23 protein-coding genes and 2 pseudogenes are annotated in these 25,157 nt (G+C 48.2%); 14 read left to right on the forward strand and 11 right to left on the reverse strand.

From position 1 onward, the window contains the following. Positions 1–50: 50 nt before the first annotated feature. The 3 genes from E2566_RS02875 to E2566_RS02885 are packed head-to-tail and all read right to left on the reverse strand — an operon-like array spanning position 51 to position 4,278. On the reverse strand, positions 51–2,159 hold the full coding sequence (locus E2566_RS02875) for a site-2 protease family protein (RefSeq protein WP_107170188.1): 2,109 nt from the start codon (positions 2,157–2,159) through the stop codon (positions 51–53). Then, on the reverse strand, positions 2,156–3,478 hold the full coding sequence (locus tag E2566_RS02880; RefSeq protein WP_107170187.1) for an efflux RND transporter periplasmic adaptor subunit: 1,323 nt from the start codon (positions 3,476–3,478) through the stop codon (positions 2,156–2,158). Before E2566_RS02880 ends, E2566_RS02875 begins: the two co-directional genes overlap by 4 nt. Next, positions 3,475–4,278, reverse strand: coding sequence for an efflux RND transporter periplasmic adaptor subunit (locus tag E2566_RS02885; RefSeq protein WP_107170186.1), 804 nt, complete (start codon positions 4,276–4,278; stop codon positions 3,475–3,477). The genes E2566_RS02880 and E2566_RS02885 overlap by 4 nt, the downstream gene beginning before the upstream one ends. A gap of 685 nt (positions 4,279–4,963) precedes the next feature. On the opposite strand from E2566_RS02885, the gene aepX reads away from it, so the two are divergent. The 12 genes and pseudogenes from aepX (at position 4,964) to phnP (ending at position 15,222) form a co-directional block, all read left to right on the forward strand. After that, positions 4,964–5,896, forward strand: a complete 933-nt coding sequence (gene aepX, locus E2566_RS02890; protein WP_107170185.1) for a phosphoenolpyruvate mutase — start codon at positions 4,964–4,966, stop codon at positions 5,894–5,896. Between the two features lie 179 nt (positions 5,897–6,075). Beyond that, positions 6,076–7,230 (forward strand): phosphonopyruvate decarboxylase, encoded by a 1,155-nt coding sequence (gene aepY / locus E2566_RS02895; RefSeq protein ID WP_107170184.1) that lies wholly within the window; start codon positions 6,076–6,078, stop codon positions 7,228–7,230. Positions 7,231–7,256: 26 nt separating this feature from the next. Next, positions 7,257–8,150: an NAD(P)-dependent oxidoreductase gene (locus tag E2566_RS02900; protein WP_107170183.1), complete on the forward strand. Its 894-nt coding sequence runs from the start codon at positions 7,257–7,259 to the stop codon at positions 8,148–8,150. Beyond that, a complete protein-coding gene (phnG, locus tag E2566_RS02905) occupies positions 8,151–8,594 on the forward strand; it encodes a phosphonate C-P lyase system protein PhnG (RefSeq protein WP_107170182.1) in 444 nt (147 codons plus the stop codon). Positions 8,595–8,600: 6 nt separating this feature from the next. Then, the gene (gene phnH, locus E2566_RS02910) at positions 8,601–9,182 is read left to right on the forward strand and encodes a phosphonate C-P lyase system protein PhnH (protein WP_107170181.1); all 582 of its coding nucleotides are present in this window, start codon (positions 8,601–8,603) and stop codon (positions 9,180–9,182) included. Beyond that, positions 9,182–10,264: pseudogene (locus E2566_RS02915) on the forward strand (carbon-phosphorus lyase complex subunit); the annotation flags it as partial. The gene phnH and the pseudogene E2566_RS02915, both read left to right, overlap by 1 nt. Before the next feature lie 128 nt (positions 10,265–10,392). Next, positions 10,393–11,190, forward strand: coding sequence for an alpha-D-ribose 1-methylphosphonate 5-phosphate C-P-lyase PhnJ (locus tag E2566_RS02920; RefSeq protein WP_233671875.1), 798 nt, complete (start codon positions 10,393–10,395; stop codon positions 11,188–11,190). Beyond that, the gene (phnK, locus tag E2566_RS02925) at positions 11,187–11,975 is read left to right on the forward strand and encodes a phosphonate C-P lyase system protein PhnK (protein WP_107170178.1); all 789 of its coding nucleotides are present in this window, start codon (positions 11,187–11,189) and stop codon (positions 11,973–11,975) included. Before E2566_RS02920 ends, phnK begins: the two co-directional genes overlap by 4 nt. Before the next feature lie 21 nt (positions 11,976–11,996). Further along, positions 11,997–12,713: a phosphonate C-P lyase system protein PhnL gene (gene phnL, locus E2566_RS02930; RefSeq protein WP_107170177.1), complete on the forward strand. Its 717-nt coding sequence runs from the start codon at positions 11,997–11,999 to the stop codon at positions 12,711–12,713. Continuing rightward, the gene (phnM, locus tag E2566_RS02935; protein ID WP_107170176.1) at positions 12,703–13,839 is read left to right on the forward strand and encodes an alpha-D-ribose 1-methylphosphonate 5-triphosphate diphosphatase; all 1,137 of its coding nucleotides are present in this window, start codon (positions 12,703–12,705) and stop codon (positions 13,837–13,839) included. Before phnL ends, phnM begins: the two co-directional genes overlap by 11 nt. 2 nt (positions 13,840–13,841) lie before the next feature. Further along, positions 13,842–14,408: a ribose 1,5-bisphosphokinase gene (phnN, locus tag E2566_RS02940; protein ID WP_107170175.1), complete on the forward strand. Its 567-nt coding sequence runs from the start codon at positions 13,842–13,844 to the stop codon at positions 14,406–14,408. A gap of 61 nt (positions 14,409–14,469) precedes the next feature. Further along, a complete protein-coding gene (gene phnP, locus E2566_RS02945) occupies positions 14,470–15,222 on the forward strand; it encodes a phosphonate metabolism protein PhnP (RefSeq protein WP_411829386.1) in 753 nt (250 codons plus the stop codon). Positions 15,223–15,284: 62 nt separating this feature from the next. On the opposite strand, the gene E2566_RS02950 is transcribed toward phnP, so the two are convergent. The 3 genes and pseudogenes from E2566_RS02950 to E2566_RS02960 all read right to left on the reverse strand — a co-directional run bounded on the left by E2566_RS02950 (position 15,285) and on the right by E2566_RS02960 (position 18,112). Next, positions 15,285–16,217, reverse strand: a complete 933-nt coding sequence (locus E2566_RS02950; RefSeq protein ID WP_107170173.1) for a hypothetical protein — start codon at positions 16,215–16,217, stop codon at positions 15,285–15,287. A gap of 1,333 nt (positions 16,218–17,550) precedes the next feature. Next, positions 17,551–17,733, reverse strand: a pseudogene (locus tag E2566_RS02955) (Arm DNA-binding domain-containing protein); the annotation flags it as partial. A gap of 205 nt (positions 17,734–17,938) precedes the next feature. Next, positions 17,939–18,112, reverse strand: a complete 174-nt coding sequence (locus E2566_RS02960; protein WP_165800663.1) for a hypothetical protein — start codon at positions 18,110–18,112, stop codon at positions 17,939–17,941. Here E2566_RS02960 and E2566_RS02965 point away from each other — a divergent pair. Further along, positions 18,044–18,217, forward strand: a complete 174-nt coding sequence (locus E2566_RS02965) for a transposase (protein ID WP_165800664.1) — start codon at positions 18,044–18,046, stop codon at positions 18,215–18,217. The genes E2566_RS02960 and E2566_RS02965 overlap by 69 nt on opposite strands. Before the next feature lie 432 nt (positions 18,218–18,649). Here E2566_RS02965 and E2566_RS02970 read toward each other — a convergent pair whose 3' ends face one another. From E2566_RS02970 to E2566_RS02990, 5 genes are all read right to left on the reverse strand, one after another. After that, complete coding sequence (locus tag E2566_RS02970) at positions 18,650–20,455, reverse strand: UvrD-helicase domain-containing protein (RefSeq protein WP_107170171.1); 1,806 nt, start codon at positions 20,453–20,455, stop codon at positions 18,650–18,652. 2 nt (positions 20,456–20,457) lie between these two features. Next, entirely contained in the window at positions 20,458–22,596 is a 2,139-nt protein-coding gene (locus E2566_RS02975) for an ATP-dependent nuclease (RefSeq protein WP_107170170.1), read from the reverse strand. A 103-nt stretch (positions 22,597–22,699) separates the two neighbouring features. Then, complete coding sequence (locus E2566_RS02980; RefSeq protein WP_107170169.1) at positions 22,700–23,731, reverse strand: hypothetical protein; 1,032 nt, start codon at positions 23,729–23,731, stop codon at positions 22,700–22,702. A gap of 277 nt (positions 23,732–24,008) precedes the next feature. Continuing rightward, positions 24,009–24,269 (reverse strand): helix-turn-helix domain-containing protein, encoded by a 261-nt coding sequence (locus E2566_RS02985; protein ID WP_107170168.1) that lies wholly within the window; start codon positions 24,267–24,269, stop codon positions 24,009–24,011. 103 nt (positions 24,270–24,372) lie between these two features. Continuing rightward, a complete protein-coding gene (locus E2566_RS02990; RefSeq protein WP_107170167.1) occupies positions 24,373–24,633 on the reverse strand; it encodes a helix-turn-helix domain-containing protein in 261 nt (86 codons plus the stop codon). Positions 24,634–24,753: 120 nt separating this feature from the next. On the opposite strand from E2566_RS02990, the gene E2566_RS02995 reads away from it, so the two are divergent. Continuing rightward, positions 24,754–24,975: a helix-turn-helix domain-containing protein gene (locus E2566_RS02995; RefSeq protein ID WP_010301503.1), complete on the forward strand. Its 222-nt coding sequence runs from the start codon at positions 24,754–24,756 to the stop codon at positions 24,973–24,975. Positions 24,976–25,157 lie beyond the last annotated feature (182 nt).

A 25,157-nucleotide genomic window follows, 5' to 3' on the forward strand; every position in this document is an offset into this window, starting at 1 on the left:
GCTCCAGATACCAGCGAAGATAGGCGTATATATCGAGGATAACCAGCCCGCTAAAAACCACTTTCCCTGATACCCAATGCCGCTACCCGACGCCACACCGTACCAAGAATAGATTCCTTTTCTCCTTCCAGAATAACGCTGCCCCGTAGAGGCTGTTGCAGCGGCAGAAATTGCTCTTCCTGTACCATAAAACGAACGCGGTACTGCGCCTGTACCGGTTGAGGATTGTGGTCGCGGTCGCGTCGCACGGCAATCGGGCCGTGGCGATCGGACGCGAGCATTTCTTGTTGTAGGTAAGCGCTGCCCGTGGGGGCGATGTCATGAAGCGTGACGTCAAGGCGTGGGAAAGCGGGATCGTCGGCAAGGAAGATGCCCTGCATGGTCTCTTGAGTACGAATGAGTGATTCTTCAGGTATATAGCCAACCACCCGTCCCTGCGTGGGTTCCACCACGCGTAATAATGGTGTATCCGCCGTTAGCCAGCGCCCAGCTGTCATATCACGTGCCAGATCGCGTACCACACCTGCTTGCGGTGCCCGAATCGTTAAGCGTTGACGCTGTGCTGCCAACCCACGATAGCGTGCCAGCGCCTCAGCTAACTGCCAATCCATGACCTGAATTTCACTCGCCGTTTCCTGTCGTGCCGCTCCACGCTGTCGCTGCTGTTGTAACTGGGCGATACGCTGACGCTCAATATCAAGACGATAATCCAGATCGACCGACGTCAGCTCTAGCAGGATGTCTCCGGCATCTACCCGCTGACCATCTGTAACGTGTAGCCGGTTAACCTGTGCCGGTACCGGACTGTAGAGGGTACTGACCTTCTCGGCTTCCAATACGGCAGGAATGTGGATGTTGCCACTCCATGGATAGAGCAAGATAAACAAGAGGGCTAAGCACAGCAGGGCGCTGCGCAAAAAAGCGATGGGGTGTATTGATTTTCGCATGGACCACCAGGCATAGGCTTCTTTGGCTATCGGTAGCGCGATAAACCAGACGATTTCAACCAGCATTAAACCAATGCCGATCACCTTGATAAAAAAGTGGTAAACCACCAGCGCGATGCCAAAGAACAGGAAAAAGCGCCATATCCAGGAGGCATAGCCCCACACCAGCAGTTTGCGCTGCAAGGATGGGGAAAGGTTTTCCGGCGCAGGGTGACCATGGCCGAACAGACTTTCCCGCAACCGCCAGCGGCAGAGCGCATAGGCACGTTCTTGCAGATTTTCTACGCGCCAGAAATCGCTAAGTAAAAAGTAGCCATCGAAGCGCATCAAAGGATTAAGGTTTACAACCAATGTGGTCAGCCACGTCGCGCTGGAAAGCATAAAGGCGGCTGTTCGTGCCGGGCCATCTGGCAGTAATGTCCAGGCCAATAGCGCAATAACCGCCAACATCAGTTCTGCCAGAATGCCGCCTGCGCCGATCAGCAAACGTGCCTGACGATCCTTCAGTTTCCAGGCGTCGGTAGCGTCAGTGTAAAACAAGGGAAATAACACGATAAAGGCAACGCCCATGCTTTGCACACGGCAGCCCGCCCGTTTGGCCATGAAGGCATGGCCTAGCTCATGGATAAATTTGGCGAACACCAGAGAGACACCGAACACGGCCATACCGGACAGGCTAAAGAGGTGTGGAAATGAATGGGTGTAACGTACCCAGTCTCGACTGACTAAAAATAAACCCAGCAGCAGGATTAATGGAAAGATCCAGACCAGAAAGGGCGCACCATAGCGCTGTAGCCACGGCCAACAGCGGTTGAGTACCGGATCGGGTCGCCACAGAGGAATACGGAAAAACAGATACTGATGCAGCACGCTTTTCCACAAGCTGGTGCGCATCGCCTGAGCTTTGCCCAGATAGCGCCGACGTTGTTCTGGATCGCTTGCCGCGACCAAATCGTGCTGGCGTAGGAACTGTAGCAGTTGCTCCAACTCTTTCACTCGCAGCGGCAGGCCGGGTTCCTTGTTGGCGGCGTCCAGTATTTGCTGCGGCTGGCGCAGTGGCCAATGACGCAGCAGGCGGATAGCCGAGGGAGTCAGGGTAAAATAACGCCCGGTTATCGGATCGGACAGCACCCACTGCGGGGCTCCGTTTATGCCCGGAGCCGATTCTACCAATTGAAGATCGGTGCGCAGGGGAGGCAGGTGCGGATTCATAACCCAATCGCCTGACGGATCACTGCCAGCGGTCGACGGAACAAATAAACGGCAAGGGGAACATAGTCGCCGGAAATTTTTGCCGTGCCGCGCAGGCCGATACGTGGCGGTGTGTCAGTGAAGCGTGCATCCAGACGGTAGGCAAGATTGCCGGCTGGTGTCTGTTCCGACTCATAGGCGATACGTTCTAACAAGGCCGCGTGCGGCGTGAGTGGATCGCTGTCCAGAAACAGTGTGATGGGTGCCTCTTGCTGCAACTGTATGGCGTCGCCTACGTCCAACTCAATGCGTAATGCGGTGAGAGCGGGGTCTGCCAACTCCATCAAACGTTCGCCGGTGCGTACTGGTTTACCCATCCAGCGCGTAGCGTCGGCAAATACCGCAATGCCATCCCGTTCGGCACGGATTTCTGTGCGACTCAGCAGGGCATTGGCGTAATCACGTTCTGCTCGTTTTTGTGCTACCTGGGCTGCGAGAAAGTCGAGCCGAGCCTTGGAGTCCGCATCCTGAAATGCGCGTTGAGAACTGGCGCGGTGCTCTGCTTCGGCGACATTCAATGCACGTTCGGCTACATCTGCCTGGGCTTTCAGGGTTGTGCTGTCAAAGCGAACCAACACGTCTCCTTGGCGCACACTCTGGTTTGGTAACACGGTAAAGGATTGAATCACACCGTCCAGCGGGGCGGCGACGACACGTCCTTGATGGGGAATAACCTCAGCGGGGGCCAATACGGATTGACGTACCGGAATAAACAGACAAGCGAGCAGCAGCAGTGCAGGTACGACGATTTTCCACCGGGCCTGTCGACGACGCCAACGGGCAGTTTGCGGTTCGAGAGCCAGCCAGGCATGGCTAAAAGCGCCGCTGAGTTGCTCTGCCAATATCTGATCGGCAGGCTGCCAGATCTGTTCTCTGGCATACCAGATTCCACCAAACGTGCGCCCTTGACGATCTTTCAGCGGTGACCATAGTACCTCGGGTGCAGATAGCGTTTGCCAGTCGTTGCGGTTTTGCTGATCCAGTGAGGTTGCCGCCACCACCGCGCACTGTTCATGCTGTTGGTTACTCTGCAACTGCGTGCAGGCGCGTTCCACAAAAGCGACAAAGGGTGCATGGGGCGCGGGTTGAGTGACGCCGGTTACGGCACGCACCTTACCGTTAATCACGAGGGCGGCATGGCGAAAACCAAATAGCGGCTGGCTGTCGTTGACGATGCAGTAGGCCAGCTCTTCGGTGCTGTTGGCTGCTCGTGCTTGCCGCTCAACGTCAAGAAAGCGGGCAAATGCGGCGGTACTGGCAGAGGTTGGCGTGATGCTCACCGCGCCTCCGAAAACTGTGCCGTGCCGCTCATTCCGGCCATCAAGGTCTCGTCCGTGTGGGCCAGCGTACCGGTCAGGCCAAGGGTTTGACTGCTTTCATCAATGCGTGCGCCAAGCCGTGTGACCTTGGCTTGTAACGGCTTTCCGGTTTCATCAGGGGTGAAGGTAAAGGTTAATCCCGGTTTTAGTACCGACAAAAGCCGTGATGGCACGAGTAGATTAATCTCCAGATGGCGATTATTGACGATATCCAAAACGGGTGCGCCAACCCCGACGCTTTCGTACGTTTGGGCTCGGCGTTTTACCACTTGCCCATCGAATGGAGCCAGAAGACGACAGCGATTGACCTGGATTTGATAGACCTGGCTTTCTGCCTGAGCTTGTGCAAAATGCGCTGCGGATAAGGACACCGCGTGTTTCCCCACTGATTTCATCTGTGCCAGTTGCTGATTTTGGCTCAGCTCCGCTTCTGCGGCTCGCGTAGCCGCTGAGGCTGCGGCTAATTGAGCCTGATAAATTGAACAGTCAAACCGCACTAATAGATCGCCTTTTTTGAAGGATTCCCCTTCTCTAAACGGTATTTCGATAATGCGCCCAGCCAGATCGCTGGATAGCGTGGCTTGATCGACAGCGATCAGAATCCCACGTGCCTGATTGTCGGCGTGGGTAGGGGATTGATTATCATGAGAAGGCATTGCCAACAGTGGGTCGCTAGTTTGGGCATGAGCGTTAAACGTCAATAGGCAAAATGCCAGTGACGTAAAAGCGCGACGAAGTGCTGAGTTATTGAAACTATCCACACTGACCTGCCTTAATTTTGTTGAAATGCGTGCCAAGCCCGAAAGAGTCATGACCCTCTGAATTTTCACTTATTAGCGGTGCTAATTTTGGAGGATATCATGGTACAAAATGGACCAAGCTGACAAGATCAACAGAGAGCCGTCGAACAATTCCTTTTTGTGTCGCTGAACGTGGCATCGATAGCGAAGAGAGGCGTGTTTGGGGAGCGTGTTACACCGCTATCAGTGAAACTGAAATCGGATTGTCATAAACTCACTATAGTCTAAGCATATTCTCGACTTCCCATCCTAATGATTTACCTACGAATGTAGGCTCAGCGATGAATACCCCTCTCAGCAGAATTTTCTTTCTACCTCCCCATGATGTAGACGATATGTACTGAATTAAAAAACCAAAAAAAACCATATTTTTAGTTTTTTAACACGAATAAAAATGTGTACTGTAATTAACGTTCTGTTTTTAATATTTTCTTCTCGTTTAAATTGATTCTATTTCAATAAGGTAGGCGAAATAAAAAAATAAACGAAAAATTTCCAACCCTATTGCAGTGATTTTTTCAATGAATAGAATTGCTCCGTTGGTATATTTAATTTAAATAAATATAACGTTGCGTGGTCTTTGGATTGTTGCACTTGGTTTACTAGGGAAAGTTTACCCCAACTCTATGGTACATAGGAGATAACCATGTCTGTCATTTTACCTCATCATGCCCCAGCGGATTCCTATATGGGATGTACGCCTGGCTCACGGCGTAGTGCGCTCCGTGAATTATTGCAGCAGCAAAAAGGTATTAGAGTGATGGAGGCTCACAGTCCGCTTTCTGCTTTATTAATCGAACAAGCTGCTTATGAAGATGGCGATACGCATTACCAATTTGATGCATTTTGGTCCAGTTCACTCACGGATTCCACTTTGCGCGGAAAGCCTGATACGGAGTTAGTGGATATCAGCCATCGTTTTCATGCGATTACGGAAATATTTGATGTTACCACTCGCCCATTAATTTTTGACGGTGATACTGGTGGGCAAACGGAGCACTTAGCCCATCGTATTCGTGCTGCCGAAAACCTGGGTATTTCAGCCATGATTATTGAAGATAAAACTGGCCTGAAAAAGAACTCTTTATTTGGCAATGAGGTAAAGCAAACGCAGGCTTCCATAACGGATTTCTGCGAAAAAATCACGACGGCCAAAAAGGCACAACTGACGCCCGAGTTTATGCTGATCGCGCGTATTGAGAGCCTTATTCTGGACGTTGGTATGGAAGATGCGATAAACCGTGCCTTGCATTATGCTGATGTGGGTGCCGATGGCATTATGATCCACAGTAGGCATAAAACCCCCGCTGAGATTTTAGCTTTCGCTAAGCAATTTCGTGAACATTACCCGCATTTGCCTTTGGTTTGTGTCCCGACCAGTTTTAATGATATTACTTTCGATCAACTGATTGATGGCGGATTTAATATCGTTATTTACGCAAACCATATGTTACGCGCGGCGTATCCCGCGATGAAATCAATTTTGCCAGAAATTCTCAAACATGGCCGAACGCTGGAAGTTGAGGATAAATGTATGTCGATAAAAGATATTCTCGATCTTATACCGGGTACACGATAACGAAATAGAGTGGGGCGTCAGTATAATTATTTTTTTATCACGCTATTAATTGGCGCTGTAGGCGTATTGTTATTATTTAACGCCATCGCGTAGCCCCAAGTTATTCGCACAATATAATGATAAAACTAAAACGTCATCATTGTTGCTAATTACAACATGATGCGAAGGGGAGGTTTATTATGATTGACCCTAATAAGCTTATCGAATTTCTGGTTCAACGTGGCGTACATTTTTTCAGTGGCGTTCCTGATTCATTATTAAAAGCATTTTGTCTGGCGATCGGAAGCCATAACAGTGGGCTTGCGCACCGTATCGCGAGTAATGAAGGCTGTGCGATGGGGATGGCGATTGGACATTATCTGTCGACGCGAACGTTGCCCGTGGTCTATATGCAAAATTCGGGGTTAGGCAATGCGATTAACCCACTTTGCTCCCTGGCTACGCCGGATGTGTATGGTATTCCGCTGTTACTGATTATCGGCTGGCGGGGCGAAGTCGACGATAGTGGGGAGCAACTTCACGATGAGCCACAGCATGTTATGCAGGGGCGAGTCACATTGCCTCAACTTAATGTGCTGGATATTCCGCATATCGTGCTGGATAGCCATAACACGCCTCCGTGGGATGATATTCAGGTTTTGCTCCAGCACGCGCATGAGGAACACCGTCCTGTGGCGCTGGTGGTGAGAAAAAACACCTTTTCCTCGGTAGCCACTCCTGCCAACCCACCTGTTGAGTCAGCGTTGATGCGGCGTGAAGCCATTGTCGCCGCATGCTTGAATGTGCTGCCATCCACTCTCCCCATCGTCAGTACCACGGGCATGTTGTCGCGTGAGCTTTATGAATTGCGCGAACAACGGGGAGAAGGGCATCAGCGAGATTTTCTGACGGTCGGAGGAATGGGGCTTGTCAGCCAGATCGCACTGGGTTTGTGCGATGCGCAGCCGCGGAGAAAAGTCGTTTGTCTGGATGGGGATGGGGCGCTGTTGATGCACATGGGAGGGCTGACGAACACGGCTCAGGCTAGCAACCTGATACACATCGTCATCAACAATGGCGCGCATGATTCCGTAGGGGGGCAGCCCACGGCGGCATCCCGCTTACCGTTAGCCCCTATCGCGGCTGCCAGTGGCTACGGTGCGACGTACTACGCGGAGACAGAAGACGCTTTACAGGCTGCGCTGCAACAGGCACTGCGGGCACAAAGCAGTCAATTCATTGAAGTGCAATGCCGCGTGGGCCATCGCAGCGATCTGGGTCGACCAGCGACGTCTCCCGCGCAAAACCGTGATGCGTTTATGCAATTTCTTACTACATCACCTCAGTCCTCTTGATAACCTCAGCGACAAGGATTGCCGATATGACTCATTCTGTTTCTTTAGTTGGCGTTGGTGTATTAGGAAAAGCTATTTCGCTCAGACTATTACGGCGTCATTTTTCTCTCAGCGTGTTCAACCGGACTCGCAGCAAAACGAACGAGGTTGCTGCTGAAGGCGCGCACGCCGTCCCTGAACTGCACCAGTTGTTCACGCAGGAAAAACAAATTGTGCTGATCTGCCTGAAGGATGCAGGAGCGATACGTGAGGTTTTTCAGTCGGAGGAAGTCACACAGAGACTGGCTCGCTATCGTCCTCTGTTACTCAATATCAGCACAATAGGGCCGGAAGAGAGCCGCTGGATGGAAACCTTTTTTCACCAGCACGGTGCGCATTATGTGGAGTGCCCCGTCTCGGGCGGGCCAGAAGGTGCGCGACAGGGCAAACTTGCCGCCTGGGTGGGGCCTTGTGTGGATAGCTTTGCCAGCGTGGTTAATGATGTCATTACCAGCCTGTCAGATCGCTATGTGCTGATGGCGAACAACCACAGTGCGCAGACCATGAAGGTGATTAATAACTATTGTGAAGCGGTACATCTACTGGTGGCGGCAGAAGCGCTATTGGTGGCGGAAGGTCACGGCATTGCCCCCGATGTGCTGGCAAAGGCGCTAACGTTGGGACGCGGGCGTTCGACTTACATGGAAGTTATGCTGGATCGCTATCTGAACCCGCGTGAAACCGTGTCTGTCCCGTTATCCATCCGTCTGAAAGATCTCGACCTCGCCAACACGCTTTTCCAGCGCTCTGCGATCCACAGTGAATTCTTTGATACGGCGCGCCAGCTCTATCAAAACACGGCCGATCTCTCTGCTGTTCCTCAGGATCAAACCGCCTGCTTTTCGTATCTCTCACGTACCTCGCCGACGGGGAGGGACTAAATGCCTGAGTTAACACAGCGACAACGCTGGATGTCTATCCTCGCTCACTCCGACCCTGCCGAGCTGGAAGAACACTGGAACACGCTGCACTTTTCCGCGGACTACCAGCTCTTACGTCCTACGCAGATTGGTTTGATCCAGCTACAGGGAAGAATGGAAGTTGATGGTCCGCGTTTTATTGTGGGTGACATGACAGTGACCCGTGCTGCGGTGCAACTGGAGGATGGGACGTGCGGTTACAGCTATATCGCAGGCAGAAATAAGCCGCATGCCGAGCTCTGCGCCTGGATCGATGCACTGCTGCAAACCCGATCCTATTTCCATGAGATATGGGAGCGAATCATCACACCGTTGGCAGACCAACAGCGTGCTCACCGGGAACAGCAACAGCAGGAAGTGGCTGCCAGCCGGGTGAATTTCTTTACTTTGGTCAGGGGAGAATGATTTGTCATGACAACGATGACGGGCTTCGCCCACCCTGTATTTGGCACACAGCTCTGCTTTCGAAAAATCGTGAAGGCAATGAGTGAGCCGGGTGCTCTGGTTACGGTTCCCAATGTTTCCGGTCTGGAATCGATGTCGTCTGCAACGGCAGCCACGCTGCTTACGCTGACCAGCCACACGACACCGTTGTTTATCGATCCCAAGATCGGTAATCCACTGCTGCTGCGTACGCTTTGCCTGCATACGAATGTGCCGATCGCCACGACATTCGAAGAGGCCTATTTCGTGCTGTTGAGTGGAAACCGCTTTTCTTATGACCTGATGGCACTCTCCTGCGGCAGCGAAGTTGAACCGGAGAAATCGACCACCGTTATTGTCGAGGTGGAAGGCATGCATGACGGGCCGTGTTTAAAGTTGACCGGGCCGGGTATCAAGACCCACCGCATTATTTCTCCCCGTTTACCCAGTAGTGTCAGGGACTATCTGTGTAACCGCCCTCATACCTTCCCGACAGGGTTGGATTTTCTCTTTACCTCTGGGAAAAAGCTCTTTGCAATCCCCAGAAGTACCCACGTGGAGGAATGCTAATGTATGTTGCCGTCAAAGGGGGGGAAAAGGCTATTGAGGCCGCCCACCAGCTACAATCCTGTCGCCGCCGCGGATGTACGGATATACCAGAGCTAGACTGCTCACAAATAGAACAGCAACTTAATTTAGCCGTCGATCGCGTTATGACCGAAGGTAATATTTATGACCGCCAACTCGCTGCGCTGGCCATCAAACAGGCCAGTGGCGATCTGGTGGAAAGTATTTTTCTTTTACGAGCCTACCGTTCCACGCTGCCACGCTGGGGAATCAGTCAGCCGCTTAACACGCCCGACATGCGGCTTGAACGTCGTGTTTCGGCCATTTTCAAAGATTTACCCGGTGGGCAACTACTTGGCCCGACCTACGACTATACCCATCGTCTTCTGGATTTTTCTCTGTTGGCCGACGGTGACGACCCTATCGCACCGCAGTCAGGCGATTCTGATGAAGATGAAGAAACGCGTGAGTCTATTCCCCATGCGTTTCAATTCCTTTCTCAACAACACCTCATTCCTGAGCGGAATATCAGCAACGATAGCGATCCGCCAGATATCACAATGGAACCTCCGAGTTATCCCGGCACGCGTGCGGCGCGTCTCCAGCAGTTATTCCGTGGCGATGAGGGGTTCCTTCTATCTCTGGGGTATTCAACCCAGCGCGGCTATGGCCGTAATCATCCGTTTGTTGGTGAGATCCGCACGGGGTATATCACCGTCAGTCTTGTTGCTGAAGAGGTGGGATTTGCTATCGATATTGGCGAGATTCTGCTCACCGAATGCGAAACCGTGAACGGGTTTGTTAAACCTGCTAACGACGCGCCCCATTTCACCCGTGGTTACGGGCTGGCATTTGGCCGCTCGGAACGTAAGGCTATCACGGTGGCATTAGCCGATCGCGCACTTCAGGCCGCTGACTATCAAGAAGAGGTGCGCGGCCCGGCTCAGGATGAGGAGTTTGTCCTCTCCCATGCTGACAATGTGGAGGCTGCTGGCTTTGTCTCACATCTGAAACTCCCGCATTACGTCGATTTTCAGTCAGAGCTGGAGCTATTAAAACGACTACGTGAGGAATACCTCGCTTCTGTGCCAAGGAGTAACGCGTGATGGGTCAGACAACGATCTCCCGCCAGAAAGGCAATCAGCCAGAAACGGAATACGGCTATTCAGAAACAGAATACAACTACGCCTATCTGGATGAAAACACGAAGGGCATGATACGGCGCGCTATCCTGAAAGCGATCGCCATACCCGGCCATCAGGTGCCGTTTGGTAGCCGGGAAATGCCGATGCCCTATGGCTGGGGCACTGGCGGCATTCAAATTACTGCCAGTATTATCGGGCCGGACGATACGCTCAAAGTGATCGATCAGGGTTCCGATGATACGACCAATGCGGTATCGATCCGCGCTTTTTTCCGTAAGGTCGCGAATGTGCCAACGACGGAAAAAACCAGCGACGCAACGCTGATTCAAACACGACACCGCATTCCTGAAACGCCGCTTAAGGAGGATCAAATTCTGGTCTTTCAGGTGCCGATCCCTGAGCCCCTGCGCTTCATTGAGCCGCGTGAAACCGAGACGAGAAAAATGCATGCGTTGGAAGAATATGGCGTGATGCAGGTGAAGCTCTATGAAGATATTGCACGGTTTGGGCACATCGCCACGACCTACGCCTACCCGGTGAAAGTCAACCATCGCTATGTTATGGACCCTTCGCCGATCCCGAAATTTGATAACCCGAAGATGAACATGAGCCCTGCGCTGCAACTGTTTGGTGCCGGCCGTGAAAAGCGGATCTATGCCGTTCCGCCGTATACCGTGGTGGAAAGCCTCGATTTTGACGATCATCCGTTCAGAATACAGCAGTGGGACAAGCCCTGTGAACTGTGTGGCGCGCGCGACAGTTTCCTCGATGAAGTGGTAATGGATGATGACGGTACACGCATGTTTGTCTGCTCCGACACTGACTATTGTCAGCAGCGTCAAAGCCAGAGAGGAGAAACGTCATGACGACAGAGCATCATGTATCCGACAGCCCGTTGCTCGATGTACGGCATCTCACGCACCTGTATGCGCCGGAAAAAGGCTTTCGCGATGTGTCGTTTCAGCTGTGGCCGGGGGAGGTGTTAGGGATTGTCGGTGAATCCGGCTCGGGGAAGACGACGCTGCTGAATGCGATCTCTGCCCGTCTGGCACCGCAGGAAGGCGAGGTGATCTACCGCAACGCCGAGCAACAGAGGCTCTCGGTCTATGACATTAGCGAGCGGCAACGGCGTGCGCTGGTGCGTACCGAGTGGGGAATCGTCTGGCAGCACCCGTTGGCAGGGCTGCGCCCCACCGTTTCTGCGGGCGGCAATATTGGCGAACGACTTATGGCTATCGGTCATCGGCACTACGGTGATATTCGCAGCAAGGCGGCAGAGTGGATGGCAAACGTCGAACTGCCCGAAAACCGTCTGGACGATCTGCCGACCACCTTTTCTGGTGGGATGCAGCAGCGCCTTCAGATTGCCCGCAATCTGGTCACCGCACCGCGGTTGATATTTATGGATGAACCGACGGGTGGGTTAGATGTATCGGTGCAAGCACGGTTGCTCGATCTGCTCAGGACGCTGGTGGTGGAGATGCAACTTTCAGTCGTCATCGTGACGCACGATCTTGGGGTTGCCCGGCTACTGTCACACCGCCTTCTGGTGATGCAGCACGGTCGGGTTGTCGAACAGGGATTAACGGACAGGGTGCTCGACGATCCGAAGCATCCTTATACCCAATTGCTCGTTTCTTCCATTCTGTAAATCCAGCCAAAAGGACGCTTGATGGATACGCAATTACGCATCGAGAACGTTGATAAAACGTTCGTGTTATATAACCAGCAGGGCGCGCGGCTGCCAGTTTTCCACGATATTAGTCTGTCGGTGAAAAGCGGTGAATGCGTGGCGCTGCACGGGCATTCCGGGAGCGGGAAATCCACGCTGCTGCGCTCTCTGTACGGCAACTATCAGCCTGACGGTGGCCATATCTGGGTACGTCATCGCGAGCGCTGGGTCGATATCGTCAACGCGGATGCCCGCCATGTGCTGGAAATCCGCCGCGAAACGTTGGGCTGGGTAAGCCAATTCCTGCGTGTCATCCCACGTATTAGCACATTGAACGTGGTCATCCAGCCTTTGCTTGAACGTGGTATGTCACGTCAGGAAAGCGAGATTCGCGCTGGTGAATTACTGACGCACCTGAACGTCCCTGAGCGGCTGTGGTCGCTCGCGCCCGCCACCTTTTCCGGCGGTGAACAGCAGCGCATCAATATTGCCCGTGGGTTTATTGGTGATTACCCGATTTTGCTGTTAGACGAACCAACGGCCTCGCTGGATGCCAAAAATCGACTGGCTGTCACACAGCTCATTAACAATGCGAAAGACAAAGGGTGTGCCATCGTCGGCATCTTTCACGATGACGAAGTGCGCCAACACGTCGCCGATCGCCTTTATTCAATGGCAATGGCTTCCCGCACGCAGGAGAACGTAAATGATCATTAATAACGTCAATATGGTGCTCTCACGGGAAATCATTCATGGCTCACTGGAAGTGCGTAACGGTGTGATCCATCACATCAGCGATAGACCGAGCCGCCATCCCGGTGCGCTGGATGGTGAACAGGCCTGGCTCCTGCCGGGGTTGGTCGAGCTACATACGGATAATCTCGATAAGTGTTTCACCCCACGCCCCGGTGTTAACTGGCCGTCTGAAGCGGCGATGCGCAACCACGATGCGTTGATTATCTCTAGTGGGATCACCACCGTGCTGGATGCCGTTGCAGTAGGGGACTTACGTGATGGCGGGCATCGGCTTGAGAACCTGCGGCGCATGACAGATGCGGTACTGCACAGTCAGCAACACGGTACCAATCGGGCGGATCATCATTTGCACCTGCGCTGCGAGCTGCCGCATCAGGATACGTTCCCCCTCTTTGAACAACTGGCGGATATTCCGCTGGTCGCGCTCGTATCATTGATGGATCACTCTCCGGGGCAGCGGCAATTTTCCTCTCAGGAGAAATATCATCAGTACTACAAAGGCAAGTATCACCTGAATGATGAACAAATGGCCGCGTTTGAGGAAGAACAACTGACCGGTTCACGCCGTTGGTCGCAGCCTAACCGCGAGGCTATCGTGCACCTTTGCCACGAAAAAGGTATCACGTTGGCCAGCCATGACGATGCGACGCCGGAGCATATCACCGAATCCCACCAGCATCGTGTGAGCATTGCCGAATTTCCCACTACCGCGATCGCGGCGCAGCAGGCACATCGCGTTGGAATGGACGTACTGATGGGAGCGCCAAATGTTATCTGCGGCGGCTCGCATTCCGGCAATGTGTCGGCACACCAGTTGGCGACGCTGGGCGTACTTCACATCTTGTCTTCAGATTACTATCCGGCCAGTCTGCTGGAGGCGGCGTTCATGATCGCAGAGGATGAGCGTAATGATTACGATCTGCCGCGTGCTATCGCACTGGTTAGCAGCAATCCCGCTCAGGCACTGAAATTTGACGATCGCGGCTGTATTGAAGAAGGACGGCGAGCTGACCTGCTGCTCGTCAAACGGCATGTGCCGCACATGAAGTTGATGCGCGTGTGGCGTCAGGGTGTTCGGGTATTCTGATCATGACAAAACTCATCTACCTGATTGGTGCTTCTGGAGCAGGCAAAGACAGCCTGCTCCGGGCAATCCGACAATTACCGCTGCCACGTCTGCTGGTCGCGCATCGGTACATTACCCGTCCCGCAGAAATTCAAGGAGAGAACCACATTGCGTTGACTCCTGAAGAGTTTGCGATCCGTCAGCAGCTTGGTATTTTCGCGCTCAATTGGCAGGCGCATCAGTGCCATTACGGCATCGGGATAGAGATTGATGACTGGCTACAGCGGGGAAGTGACGTCATCGTCAACGGCTCGCGAGCTTATCTGGCTCAGGCGCGTGAACGCTATGGCAATACGCTGTTTCCGATATGTTTGACCGTCTCTGAATCGGCACTGCGTCAGCGGCTACGCGCCAGAGGGCGGGAAAGCGAACAGCAGATTGCCACTCGCTTACAGCGTGCCGGGGAAGAGCAAAGCCGCTTACAAAATGACTGCGTTTTATTGAATAACGACGGCGATCTGCAACATACCTTATCTGTCTTTCAGTCGCTGCTGCCGTTCGACAGGGCTTGCGCGGTGCACCGCGAATAATAACGACATGTCAGGTATACCGTATATCAGGAGAAAGTTGATGACTGCGGGCAATGACGGGATCGCTTTTCACTTTCTGGGAACCGGCGGCGCGCAGCAGGTTCCCGCATTTGGCTGCGAATGCGAGATCTGTCAGCAGGCGCAGCGAGATAAAAGAAAACGGCGTCGCGCCTGCTGCGCGGCGATCACAACCAAAGACCGGATCATCCTGATTGATGCGGGATTGCCCGAGCTAGCGCCGTATCTACTCCCTTATTCGCATCGGTATATTTTGCTGACCCACTACCACATGGATCACGTTCAGGGATTATTTCCCCTGCGTTGGGGTTACGGCGATCCCATTCCGGTTTTTGGCCCCCCAGATGAAGCGGGCTGCGACGACCTCTTCAAACACCCAGGGATTCTGCATTTTCAAAAACCGCTGATGGCTTTCCAGTCCTTCGAACTGGACGGTATCAGGATCACGCCGGTGCCCTTAATCCATTCCAAATTAACCTATGGCTACCTCATTCAGACACCGACGCACACGCTGGCCTACCTGACCGACACCGTCGGTCTACCGCCCGAAACGGCTCAGTTTCTTGCATCACACACGCTGGATTATGCCGTTGTCGATTGCAGCCATCCTCCCCAAGCGACACCTCCACGCAACCACAATGACATCACTCGTGCGCTGGAGATTTTTACTCAGCTTAACCCCAAACAGCTATACCTGACCCACATCGGCCACGAACTGGATCGCTGGCTACAAACGCAAACGCTGCTGCCTGAGAATGTTCATGTTGCTTATGACGACGGGGAGTTGGGATTGTAGGAGGAATGGACCAGCCTCAGATTGTCGAATCTAGGCTGGCCAATGTTTTTGGCTAAGTTAGATCATTCTGACTTCAGCGCCTGAATCAGTTTGTCGAAATGCTGTGCCAGATTCTTGGTCCGAGCCAGTTCGATTTTGCGTCCTATCAGGAAGTTGTTCTGACGCGTATGCAGTTCGGCGATGCCTTTGAGGTCTCCATCCTTTTTCTTGAGTTGCTCAATCTTGCGAATCACTTCCAGGGTTCTTGCTTCTAACTTGTCGGCGGTCTCAAGATACTGGTCGAGATCGATGCTACCATTGGAGAACTTGTCGTCATTCTGTATGGATGCCTTGTTCAGAGCGTTGAGTGTTCGTTCGTACTGGGCTACCAAAGTACGCTCTGCTTGTTCATGGAACTCGTCTACTGAATAGGATACGAAGTAGACGTAACGATACGTGCAGAGAATTTTGTTATTGAAGAACGAGCGCTGCTGACTGACGTTGGTGGCGACCGAAGCAAAAATACGCAATCCTTGGCCGATCGGTATGGTGCTTGATGCGGTATGCACCTGAACTTTGCTGATGCTACCGAACGAGTTGACGATGCCCGACAGCAAGTTGAAGCAGTTTGTGGCGACCAACAAGCGAGTGTCATCGGTCAGATTACCGCTTTTATTGATCTCCTTGGCATCGGGAGACACTGTTGTTCCTTCCGGTACGTTGGTGATTTGCCCAGTAACAGTGCCAACGACGGCGTTAGAGATCTTGTTGATGATTTCCGAAAGGTTACCCAGTGACCAGCTGTCCTCTAGTTGGAAATCGGACTGCTTACCGGAAATATACTCATTATAATCCCAGTTTCTGCCGTCGTTCTGATAGAAGTTTTTCGCATATTGGCGAAGTTCTTCATCAGCGCCTTTCAACTGGGCCTCAAGGTCACGCGATATTTCATCAAGACGCTCTTTGTTGCGTTTTTCCTCGGCCAACATTTTTTCTAGGCTTTTGCTTCTTCCCATGATCTTTCCTTCCTCGATTTAGATGTGTAAAACTCAGATAAGAGTTTCTCTTTGCTGCTTGGTGTATGGATGTTTTTAATATTATTAATATTTGGTTTTTTTAATCTGAATTGTTCTGCATTATTAATTAATTCCCTGCTAATTATTTTTGTTAATTTAATTCGTAAGAATGTAATTTTAATAAAATAATTAATCTATTTATGAACAGTCCGTTGGAGGTGGTGATTAATGGTTGTGAATATTAATTTAGCTGCTAGCAAGGGAAAATCAACTAAGAAATAAAATATTTATTCGGTGTTTTTTTGTGTGTGTTTTATAATTAATATCGTAATAATTATTTTATTGATTATAGTTTATTTCATTTGTTTTTGGTTATTACCATTGTGATGAATATGAGTATTTCAAAGCGAAAAATAAAAATAAGTCACTGAATAAAAATAAGAAATTTAATGTATTTTTTTAAGTGAGGTGTTAATTTTCAAATCCACTTGAATTTTTTTACAAAAACTTAAGCGCTATGTGAAAATTAATTTACCTTATCAGTGAGTGGGACGAAAAAGGAGTATGCCATTACAATGGTATGCAGAATGATTCTCTACTTAAAATTTATAACGTTCAATATAACAGCAAGGTTGAACAGTCTGCATTATATTATCGTATTGATAGTGCTATTAAAACATCAAGTGTGGATGAAAGTTTTCCATTGATGGTTTTTCTGTATGAGGAAGTAACAATTTGCTGATTTTTTCATTTTTCACATCAGGGGGAAATAATATCTCTGGGGCTATCCTGAACACTGATGGTGATATTTCTACGCTGGATTTTATTTTTTGTCGATTTTTTCTGAAGCAGAGAAAAGGTCGTTTATTCAGCATAATGAATGCTGTTATTCAATCGGGTTATCGCAGGAGCACCCTTCACCTATCAGATGCCGGATAATATTCCCGTGCTTTGCGGCTGTATAACGGCGGTCGAGAGAATAAAGAGAAGGGTTAGCTGTAAATTTTTTATGATTACGACGTTAGAAATACTTTATTAACGCGTATTGATGAACGCTTGTTACAGTGTCTGTGGGGAGTGGATTTTATTTTTGTACAAAAAGATGGCGATAAGACGTCGGCTACGTGGATAAAGCGTGTTCTGCGTAAGGAACTCCAGACGTGCGGTATTGAACCAAAAGGCTGAACGGTGGTGTGAGTCAGTTGATATAGCAAATTCTAACGTATCAAAAGACGGTTGGCAGAATGTTCGAATGATTTTATGACAAGGCTACTGATGGGTTTTCTATCATAGAGAAAGTCCATCAGGAGCCAATAAGCGCAGCGCGTTAGCCAGCCGTATAACTCCGCGCATAGGGGCCAAAGGCCAGACGGCTTTCTTTACCGCCGAAGCGATAGCGGAAATACCATAACTTAGCGCCGCTGGGTGATACCGTGAGGTACAGGCCTTGCGAATCAGTGAGCCTATAAGATTTTGCGAGAGGTTTCGCAGATCGGACTTTGCTGTCAGTTAACATATGAGGGTCACTCCCGTTCATCGAACTGAATGACCCGCAATCTGACCCACAAATTCCCCGATACGAAGGGATAAATCAAAACGCATCGGAAAAGATTTTCACGCCAACTTGTTGAATCGCAACAACATAGGGATTGATAAGGAGGCATAAAAAAGGAAAGGTGGTGCCGGACTCGGAATCATACTCACGATTAACTTGCTGTTAATTATCTATTTTTTTGATTTTTATCGTAAACCGCGCCCCCACGAAAGCCCCCATAAAAAATCGCTTTGTTTTTGTGATGGTTGTCACGATAAAAAGAAAGGTGTCCATGAGCGGTAAGCGTTATCCCGAAGAGTTTGAAATTAAAGCAGTCAAGCAGGTTATTGACGGGGCTCATTCTGTTTCCTGCGTGGCAACACGTCTTAGTATCACCATACACATCCTTTACATCTGGATAAAGGTGTTTAGCCCTGACTCCTTAACCAATAAAATCCAGTCATAACCAGTCGGGAAATAATGTGCACGACAGTATTTAATTATATTGAGTGCAATTACAATCGCTGTGTCGTCACTATATCTGTAGTGGTCTCAGCTCAGAATAGTTTGAAAAAAAGAAACTAAATAGCTGTTCCGAATAGTAGATCACTTAGTAACTAATAGTTATTACTCCATTGCTCATCATTACGACTTTAGAGCCTTGATACCAAGGGCTTTCATGCTGGAAATCTGACTATTCCTTGTGCCACAAAACTTGTGCAGGGTGTAGCGGTATTAGGAACAGCTATTTAGATTAGGAGCGTTTCCATATTATACAGGCAGGATAAAATGTGTATGGCTACTGCTTTTGGAAAGTGAGGCGCGAACCGGATTTCTTTATGTTGCCTACAGATATGTAGGCAACAATTAATAACTTTTTTGTACGGGTTTTTAGTTACTAAGGAATCTTGTCATATCCAAAGTTACATGCCATAAGCTTAAGGGTTGCTTGGTATTCTTGGCCACTATATTGGTGAATACGCCCTCTTTCTGAAATTAGATGCAAGTTCTTTCTGGCTCGAGAACTGATGACGTATAGCAATTTCATTGCACTTTCTTGGCCGTTAGGATCATTAAAGTGCGGAACCATGTCTTCTAATAAAGCGTAGGCGATAACTGTATCAAATTCAGTGCCTTTTACTCCGTGGATTGTTGAAATTGTTATGCCTGTTTTACTTTGAAACACTTTCCTGAATGTTTTTATATCTCCGATAAATTCACTACCTTCACTTCTAAGCCGATCAATTCTAGATTGTGAACTTTTGAAAAATGCTGTGTGATGTTCTTGAAGTTGTGGAAAGAGACGAAAGTTTATTGTTAAGTTGGTAAACAGCATTTCAAAAAAGGTATGGAGATAGATGAGACCATCTATTTCATCTATTTTAATTGTATTACATTCTCTTAAAAAAGTGCTCCGAGTGAGCGCGGCTGTATTCACTCCTGCTGCCTCAAGGTCACCTAGTACTTCGCCAGCCCAACGGAGTCTACGTACATACATTCCTGGAGATGCTTGTGTAAGAGCAATTTTTGAAAGTTTGTACCAAAAGTTTTCTATGTCTCTGGCGAAAGGTACTTGGCCGGGACCATCGAATGAATACTCGGGCATGCTTGCTGCGAGACGACGGGTCATACTCGCAAGATGTGTCCATTGTGGAGCAAGCACACACACATTATGCGGCGCAATTCCTATAGTTTCTATATTGAATCGGATGAGTCGTATTAATTCAGATTCCAGATTTTTTTTATTTATCGCGTTGTCGAAGGAGATAAGGCTTTGGTAAGTTTTGTCATCAGAGGCTGCTTCAATACGAGTTGCATGAGCATTGAAATTTCCGAAATAGTTAATGATGCGCTCGGATGAACGATAGTTCCTCGATAATTCAAGTTCTTCAATATCAATGCTAGCCATTGATTTGAAATCCTCAAAAGAAATTGGGTATCCACCGAGTGACTGGTAAATAGCTTGATTCGGATCGCCGACAATGAAGGCTCTGGTCGCACCTCGACTAGCTTTAAGGATAGCTGTAATGATTGAATACTGAATTTGCTTAGTATCTTGATACTCATCAACCAGCACGATAGGGAACAGTTGTCCTAGGAGCGAGCTAATTTCAGGGTGATGAGTAATTAACTGATAGGAATAAAAGAGGATAAGCTCAAAATCTATTTTTCGGCTTTCTCTAAGTATTTCAAAGTATTTATTCAGTATTTTATTCAGGCCATTGTGCTTGTTGACCTGTGGGCATAACAGTATATAGCCTGCTTCTATGAAATAAAAATCACAATCCCAGAAAGTGATTTTTGGCTTTAGTTTTAAATAAGGTTTGCACAAATCATCAAGAATCTCTTGGCGTTCATGTTGATCGATTACGCGAAAGCCTCGATCCAATGCTTCATGATATATGCCGTAGGGTTTTAGTATCCATTCAAGACAGAATGAATGAATGGTGCCTATCCATAGTTGGGAGGTATCCACTCCAAGGTCTTCAATACGTTCGTGTATCTCATCCGCAGCACGATGTGTATAGGTGATCGCAACAACAAATTGTTTGTTAGATTTCAGCCTAGACAGTTCATAGGCAATCTTGTAAGTCAGCGTTCGAGTTTTCCCACTACCGGGACAAGCAATGAGAAACACACTCTCAGGAGCAAGAATGGCATCTTCTTGTTCTTGATTCAAATCCCCTTTATTCCACGTGAACATAGTTAGAAGACCTTAAGAATATTGTTGATGCGATCAGTGGGGAAAGTGGCGAGCATTTCTTTCCGGATGTCAACAAAGTCAATATCTCCTCTTCTGAAGGATTGAAGTTTTTCTCTGAACTCTGCGAAAACCGCCGATGGAGTGACAAAATCATTCTCATCAATATAGTTCACTCGATAGCTTAATACGTTAAACCAAACTTCCTTTTTGATTAAAGGGTGTGCAAAAGCGATAGCATCGAGAATGTACTGAGGAATTACCGTTTCTGGATTGACTTTCTTCCCCAGCAAGATGGCAAACCAACCTTTCCCCTCACTATTAGCCATCGTTAGTGCTCTTTGCCCATAAAGAGCAATATCGGCAGATTTAAGCTCCTTCTTGGCTTTTTCTATGGTTGGTTTGTCCGTATAGATATGAGGAAGAATACTAACCAGAAGGTCTGCATTACCGGCAGAAACAAAATCGACTTCGAAAGTATGTGGGGCAAAGTACGACGAAACCCAGTGATTATTTTTATACAATTCCGCCAATAATGTTTTTCTGGCGATACCTTTCTCCTGAGAAGCCTTGTACTTACTTTTACGTCGTAGCATCTTGTCGGAGTCACCAACAGCGGGTGTTGTGTTAATTATTGCTTTGTCGAGATCTGTGATAATGCTGCATCTCTTTCGGATTCGATCACTATGGAAAAGAACCGCAATATTCTGGAATCCGGTGCTCCGAATGTTTATCAAGCTAATGCCAAGTTCATCCAGGCTGATACCAAGCACTTTTTTAATGAGAATAGGGATCAAGATTTCTTCAGCATCGCCTTCCACAAGAATAACGCTTTTAGCAAACAGTAAGTTGCTACGTACAGCATCCAGATAGCGTTGGATATTACCAACTTCTTCTGGTTTTAAACCGGTAGAGGGCTGGTACGCCTCGCATCGATCGTTTTCTCTGCCGAGAATGTTTACGTTCTGAACGTTACTCACCTCTGAGATATGCGTAGAATGGGTTGAGTATATTATTTGTGTATTTTCGTATTGAAGCTTGTCGAAGAGCGTCTTCTGGATGTGCGTATGAATATGGGCTTCCGGTTCCTCAATCAGCAGGAAGTTAGCGATTGACTGCTTAGCTTTCTGATATTTGAACTCCAATAGCTTTAGGGTAAGAAATATCAGATTTGCCCCACCTAAACTCAGTTCGTGGATAGGCCCTTCATAGCCTTCTCCTGACTCTCCGACAAATAGCTTGAGTGATTGGAATAACTTGTCAGCTTCATCTGGCAAATCAGATTTGATTGAAAGCGATGATGGAGAGTAAGCCTCGCCAGCTGCGTCTTTTATAGTGCTTCTGATGTCTGTCCGAACGATTTGCACGTCCGATAGGGCTTCAATTGAGTTATTTAACGCTTTAACATCATTGGTGATAGCTTGGAATGCTACAGAATCGATTTCACCACTTTTACTCTTCAAAAGTGACAATAGTGGATTGGTTCTATTGTTATGAAACTCTGATACAACATCCCGCAGTGCTTGGACGAAGGTAAAAGAAATCTCCTTGGAAACAGAAAGTACGCTCGGAATTTTTGCTCCAATAGCAGGAAATTCTACTTCTTCATTGAATCGAACGTTATCAAAATCGCCAACTACGGTTTTGTAGAAGGTTTCATCATTGAAGTCAGCATTGCTCCGACCTGTAAATATGGTTTCATAATCGTCTGGAGTGATTGGATCCAATATCGTAGCAAGGCCCGCATGGTCACCATCGTTCAACTGAGCAAGGCGTAGTCTAATTTCTTTCTTTGGCCGGAAAATAAGATTGTATGTCGCTTTGCCAATCACCTCATCATCAATGATACCAGCCCCATGTCGGAACAATGCTTGAATCGCTTCATCAGCTGAAATTTCTTCGAACTCAAGACTAATGATGATCCAGTGACCTTGCCAACGACCTAGACCGCGATGAAAATCTGTAGAGTCCAATCGGTAGGCCGAGCGGATCATGTTATCGTCAAGCAGCAGTCTAACAGCTCGAAACAGGTTAGTTTTTCCAGAACCGTTCTCGCCAATAACGGTATTTATACCTTTTTGGAATAACAGCTTGGTATTGGCAAAGTTTCTGTAGTTAACCAGACTTAGCTTGGAGATGTGCATAAGTGAATTGTCCTTTTTTGCTTAAGCTGTTAGTGTTTAAATAGAAAAATAAACTGTTATATCAATGCATTAAATAGTTTTTGGATATGTGGTCTGTGTATTATCACCGCTGCAAAGCGTCGATAACAGTTTCTGTCACTTCTCTAGATATCCGATACAACGATTCATCGGCGATGATATTTTCGCGAAGTTGTTTGTTGGGATGGACAAGGTTGCGGGTATCACGCAACTCATGGATATGCTTTTCTATACTGGAGGGGATTATTCTTAGTTCAATGGCTACTTTTATGTAGTCTTGTAGTGTCCATATATCAATGGGTTTTACATTTCCACTATTTCTGTTCTTAGGTGCAGAAACTGCATCCAGAGCTTTTTTCCCGGCTGCTTCTAACACTGCGAGTAGTACACCTTCTAATAGGCTGCCGAGCATAATTACACTGGCAAGCCAGGCTTCAGAAAAAGCACATTTCTCTATTTCTGACCAGCGAGAATTAAGGTTTTCTTTAATGTGGTCTTGCAAATTAGGCAGGTTAAAGATCTTGTCATTGATATATTTCTCAGCTACAGGTGTGAGTATCCCTGTATCTGAATTTAAGCCTAATGTTTGCCTGACTGTGGAAAGGTAATATTGTAATCCCGACCCAGTAATTCTAAACCAATTGTTACGGAAAGGTGCTTCAGTTGCCATGAAACCTTTATCTAGCAATATGGTAATGGCATCATTAATATTCTTGGATGAATGTTGGTGTAAGTAAATACCTATTCCGGACTCAGTGAAGCTTGACTGGCTCCATCCATCTATTTTATTGCTTGCGAGTAAAGAAAGAATCAGATCATCTGTATTGTAGTTATGTTGCTCTCTAAGGGCTGGCTGTAGCTTTTTCTTTTCCGCCAGATGCACTATTCGAGTAATTCTCCCTTTCCTAGTAACACTATAATAATCGTTATCTTCGCTTTTTATTATTAATCCGTTCGATATGAATTCTGCGATGCCAGATGAAATGTCTGTAGGTGGTAATTCTGCTAGCGAATTATAGTTTAAAATCAGATAATTAATGCTAAAGCTGCTGATGCCGCCACCTTCTGGTTCGAATGGATCGGTTTCAAGTAATAATCCATTGACGTTTTTATTCACCGCTATATTCCTTTTCAAATTTTACTGTGTTGATAGAAAGAAGGCACTGGCGATAACCTCTACAGAGGGAATAGCTATACTTTACTAATTAATTTTTCTTAATAGTATAACACTCCGATAAAACTCAGTCCGGACTGAGCGATTTGGTCAATCAACAAATAATCCTTATTGCTGCTCTTGAGAATATTATCAAGTGAATAGACATGAAGCCTCATTTGTAACCCCCTCTCAAATTATTCAGTAACTCATTATTATTAGTTATCCGTATTATTAGTATTTAATGATCGTTCGACCATTCATTATAAATTTTTAGAATAACTTCAGCAAAATCATCATCAACTGTATAAAAATAACACTCTGGCACATTAAGCACTTTAGCAAACGCGCACATCATCTCAAATGTTGGGCGATGTATACCGCTTTCATATTGGGATATGCGTGATCGTGCAGTGGCTTCTTCAATGCCAGCCAGTACGCCTAGCTTTTCTTGAGTGAGATTGGCTTGTAAACGAGCCGTTTTAAGGCGAATGGGCAACATGATGGCACCATCAATAAGGATATTGATAGCATGTTTAGCACTACTTTACATGTAGGTTGCTTAGACTTCCTGAACAATAGAGGCGGGGATTTATTTGCATTCGTTAAGAATGACTCTGATGTTTAAGGTAAAGCTCCAGAATCATCTTAGCAAAATCATCGTTTACCGTGTAAAAGTAACATTCCGGTACATTAAGTACCTTTGCAAATGAGCACATCATTTCAAATGTTGGACGATGTATCCCACCTTCATATTGAGACACGCGAGAACGCGCAGTTTCTTCTTCAATGCCAGCAAGAACTCCCAATTTTTCCTGAGTTAGATTAGCCCGTAGTCGGGCGGCTTTGAGACGAGTAGGCAGCATCCATTACACCATCAATGATCATACATTGACTTAGTGTTTAGCATTACTTAACATCGTAGTTGTTTAGACTATCTGAACAAATGATGTTTAATGTGAGGCCACAAAATAAGGATCATGGAGATGATTGATAAGGATTGGCACCCGGCAGATATCATCGCCGGGTTAAGAAAGAAGGGAACAACATTGGCGGCCGTTTCCCGAGAAGCGGGGTTAGCGTCTTCCACGTTGGCAAACGCGTTAACAAAACACTGGCCGAAAGGGGAAAAGCTGATTGCGGAAGCGCTGGGGGTTTCACCTGCGGAAATCTGGCCTTCCCGTTACCGCAAATCAGAAGATCGTTAAAGTAAAACAGGATCTCCCGAACCGTTATCGACCTAGGTTGGTAACGGTTCGGGAGAAGGCAAGCGAAGCGCGACAGTTTACTTTTGTTGTTCGCCCCATGCTCTCACCCCGTGACTTCGCCCCATGGTATGGGGCAAGTATATGCGGCGAGCGCATGAGGCGAATGCGGTGGCAGCAATGCA

The organism is Pectobacterium punjabense, from assembly GCF_012427845.1.
In the GTDB taxonomy this organism is placed as follows: Bacteria; Pseudomonadota; Gammaproteobacteria; order Enterobacterales; family Enterobacteriaceae; genus Pectobacterium; species Pectobacterium punjabense.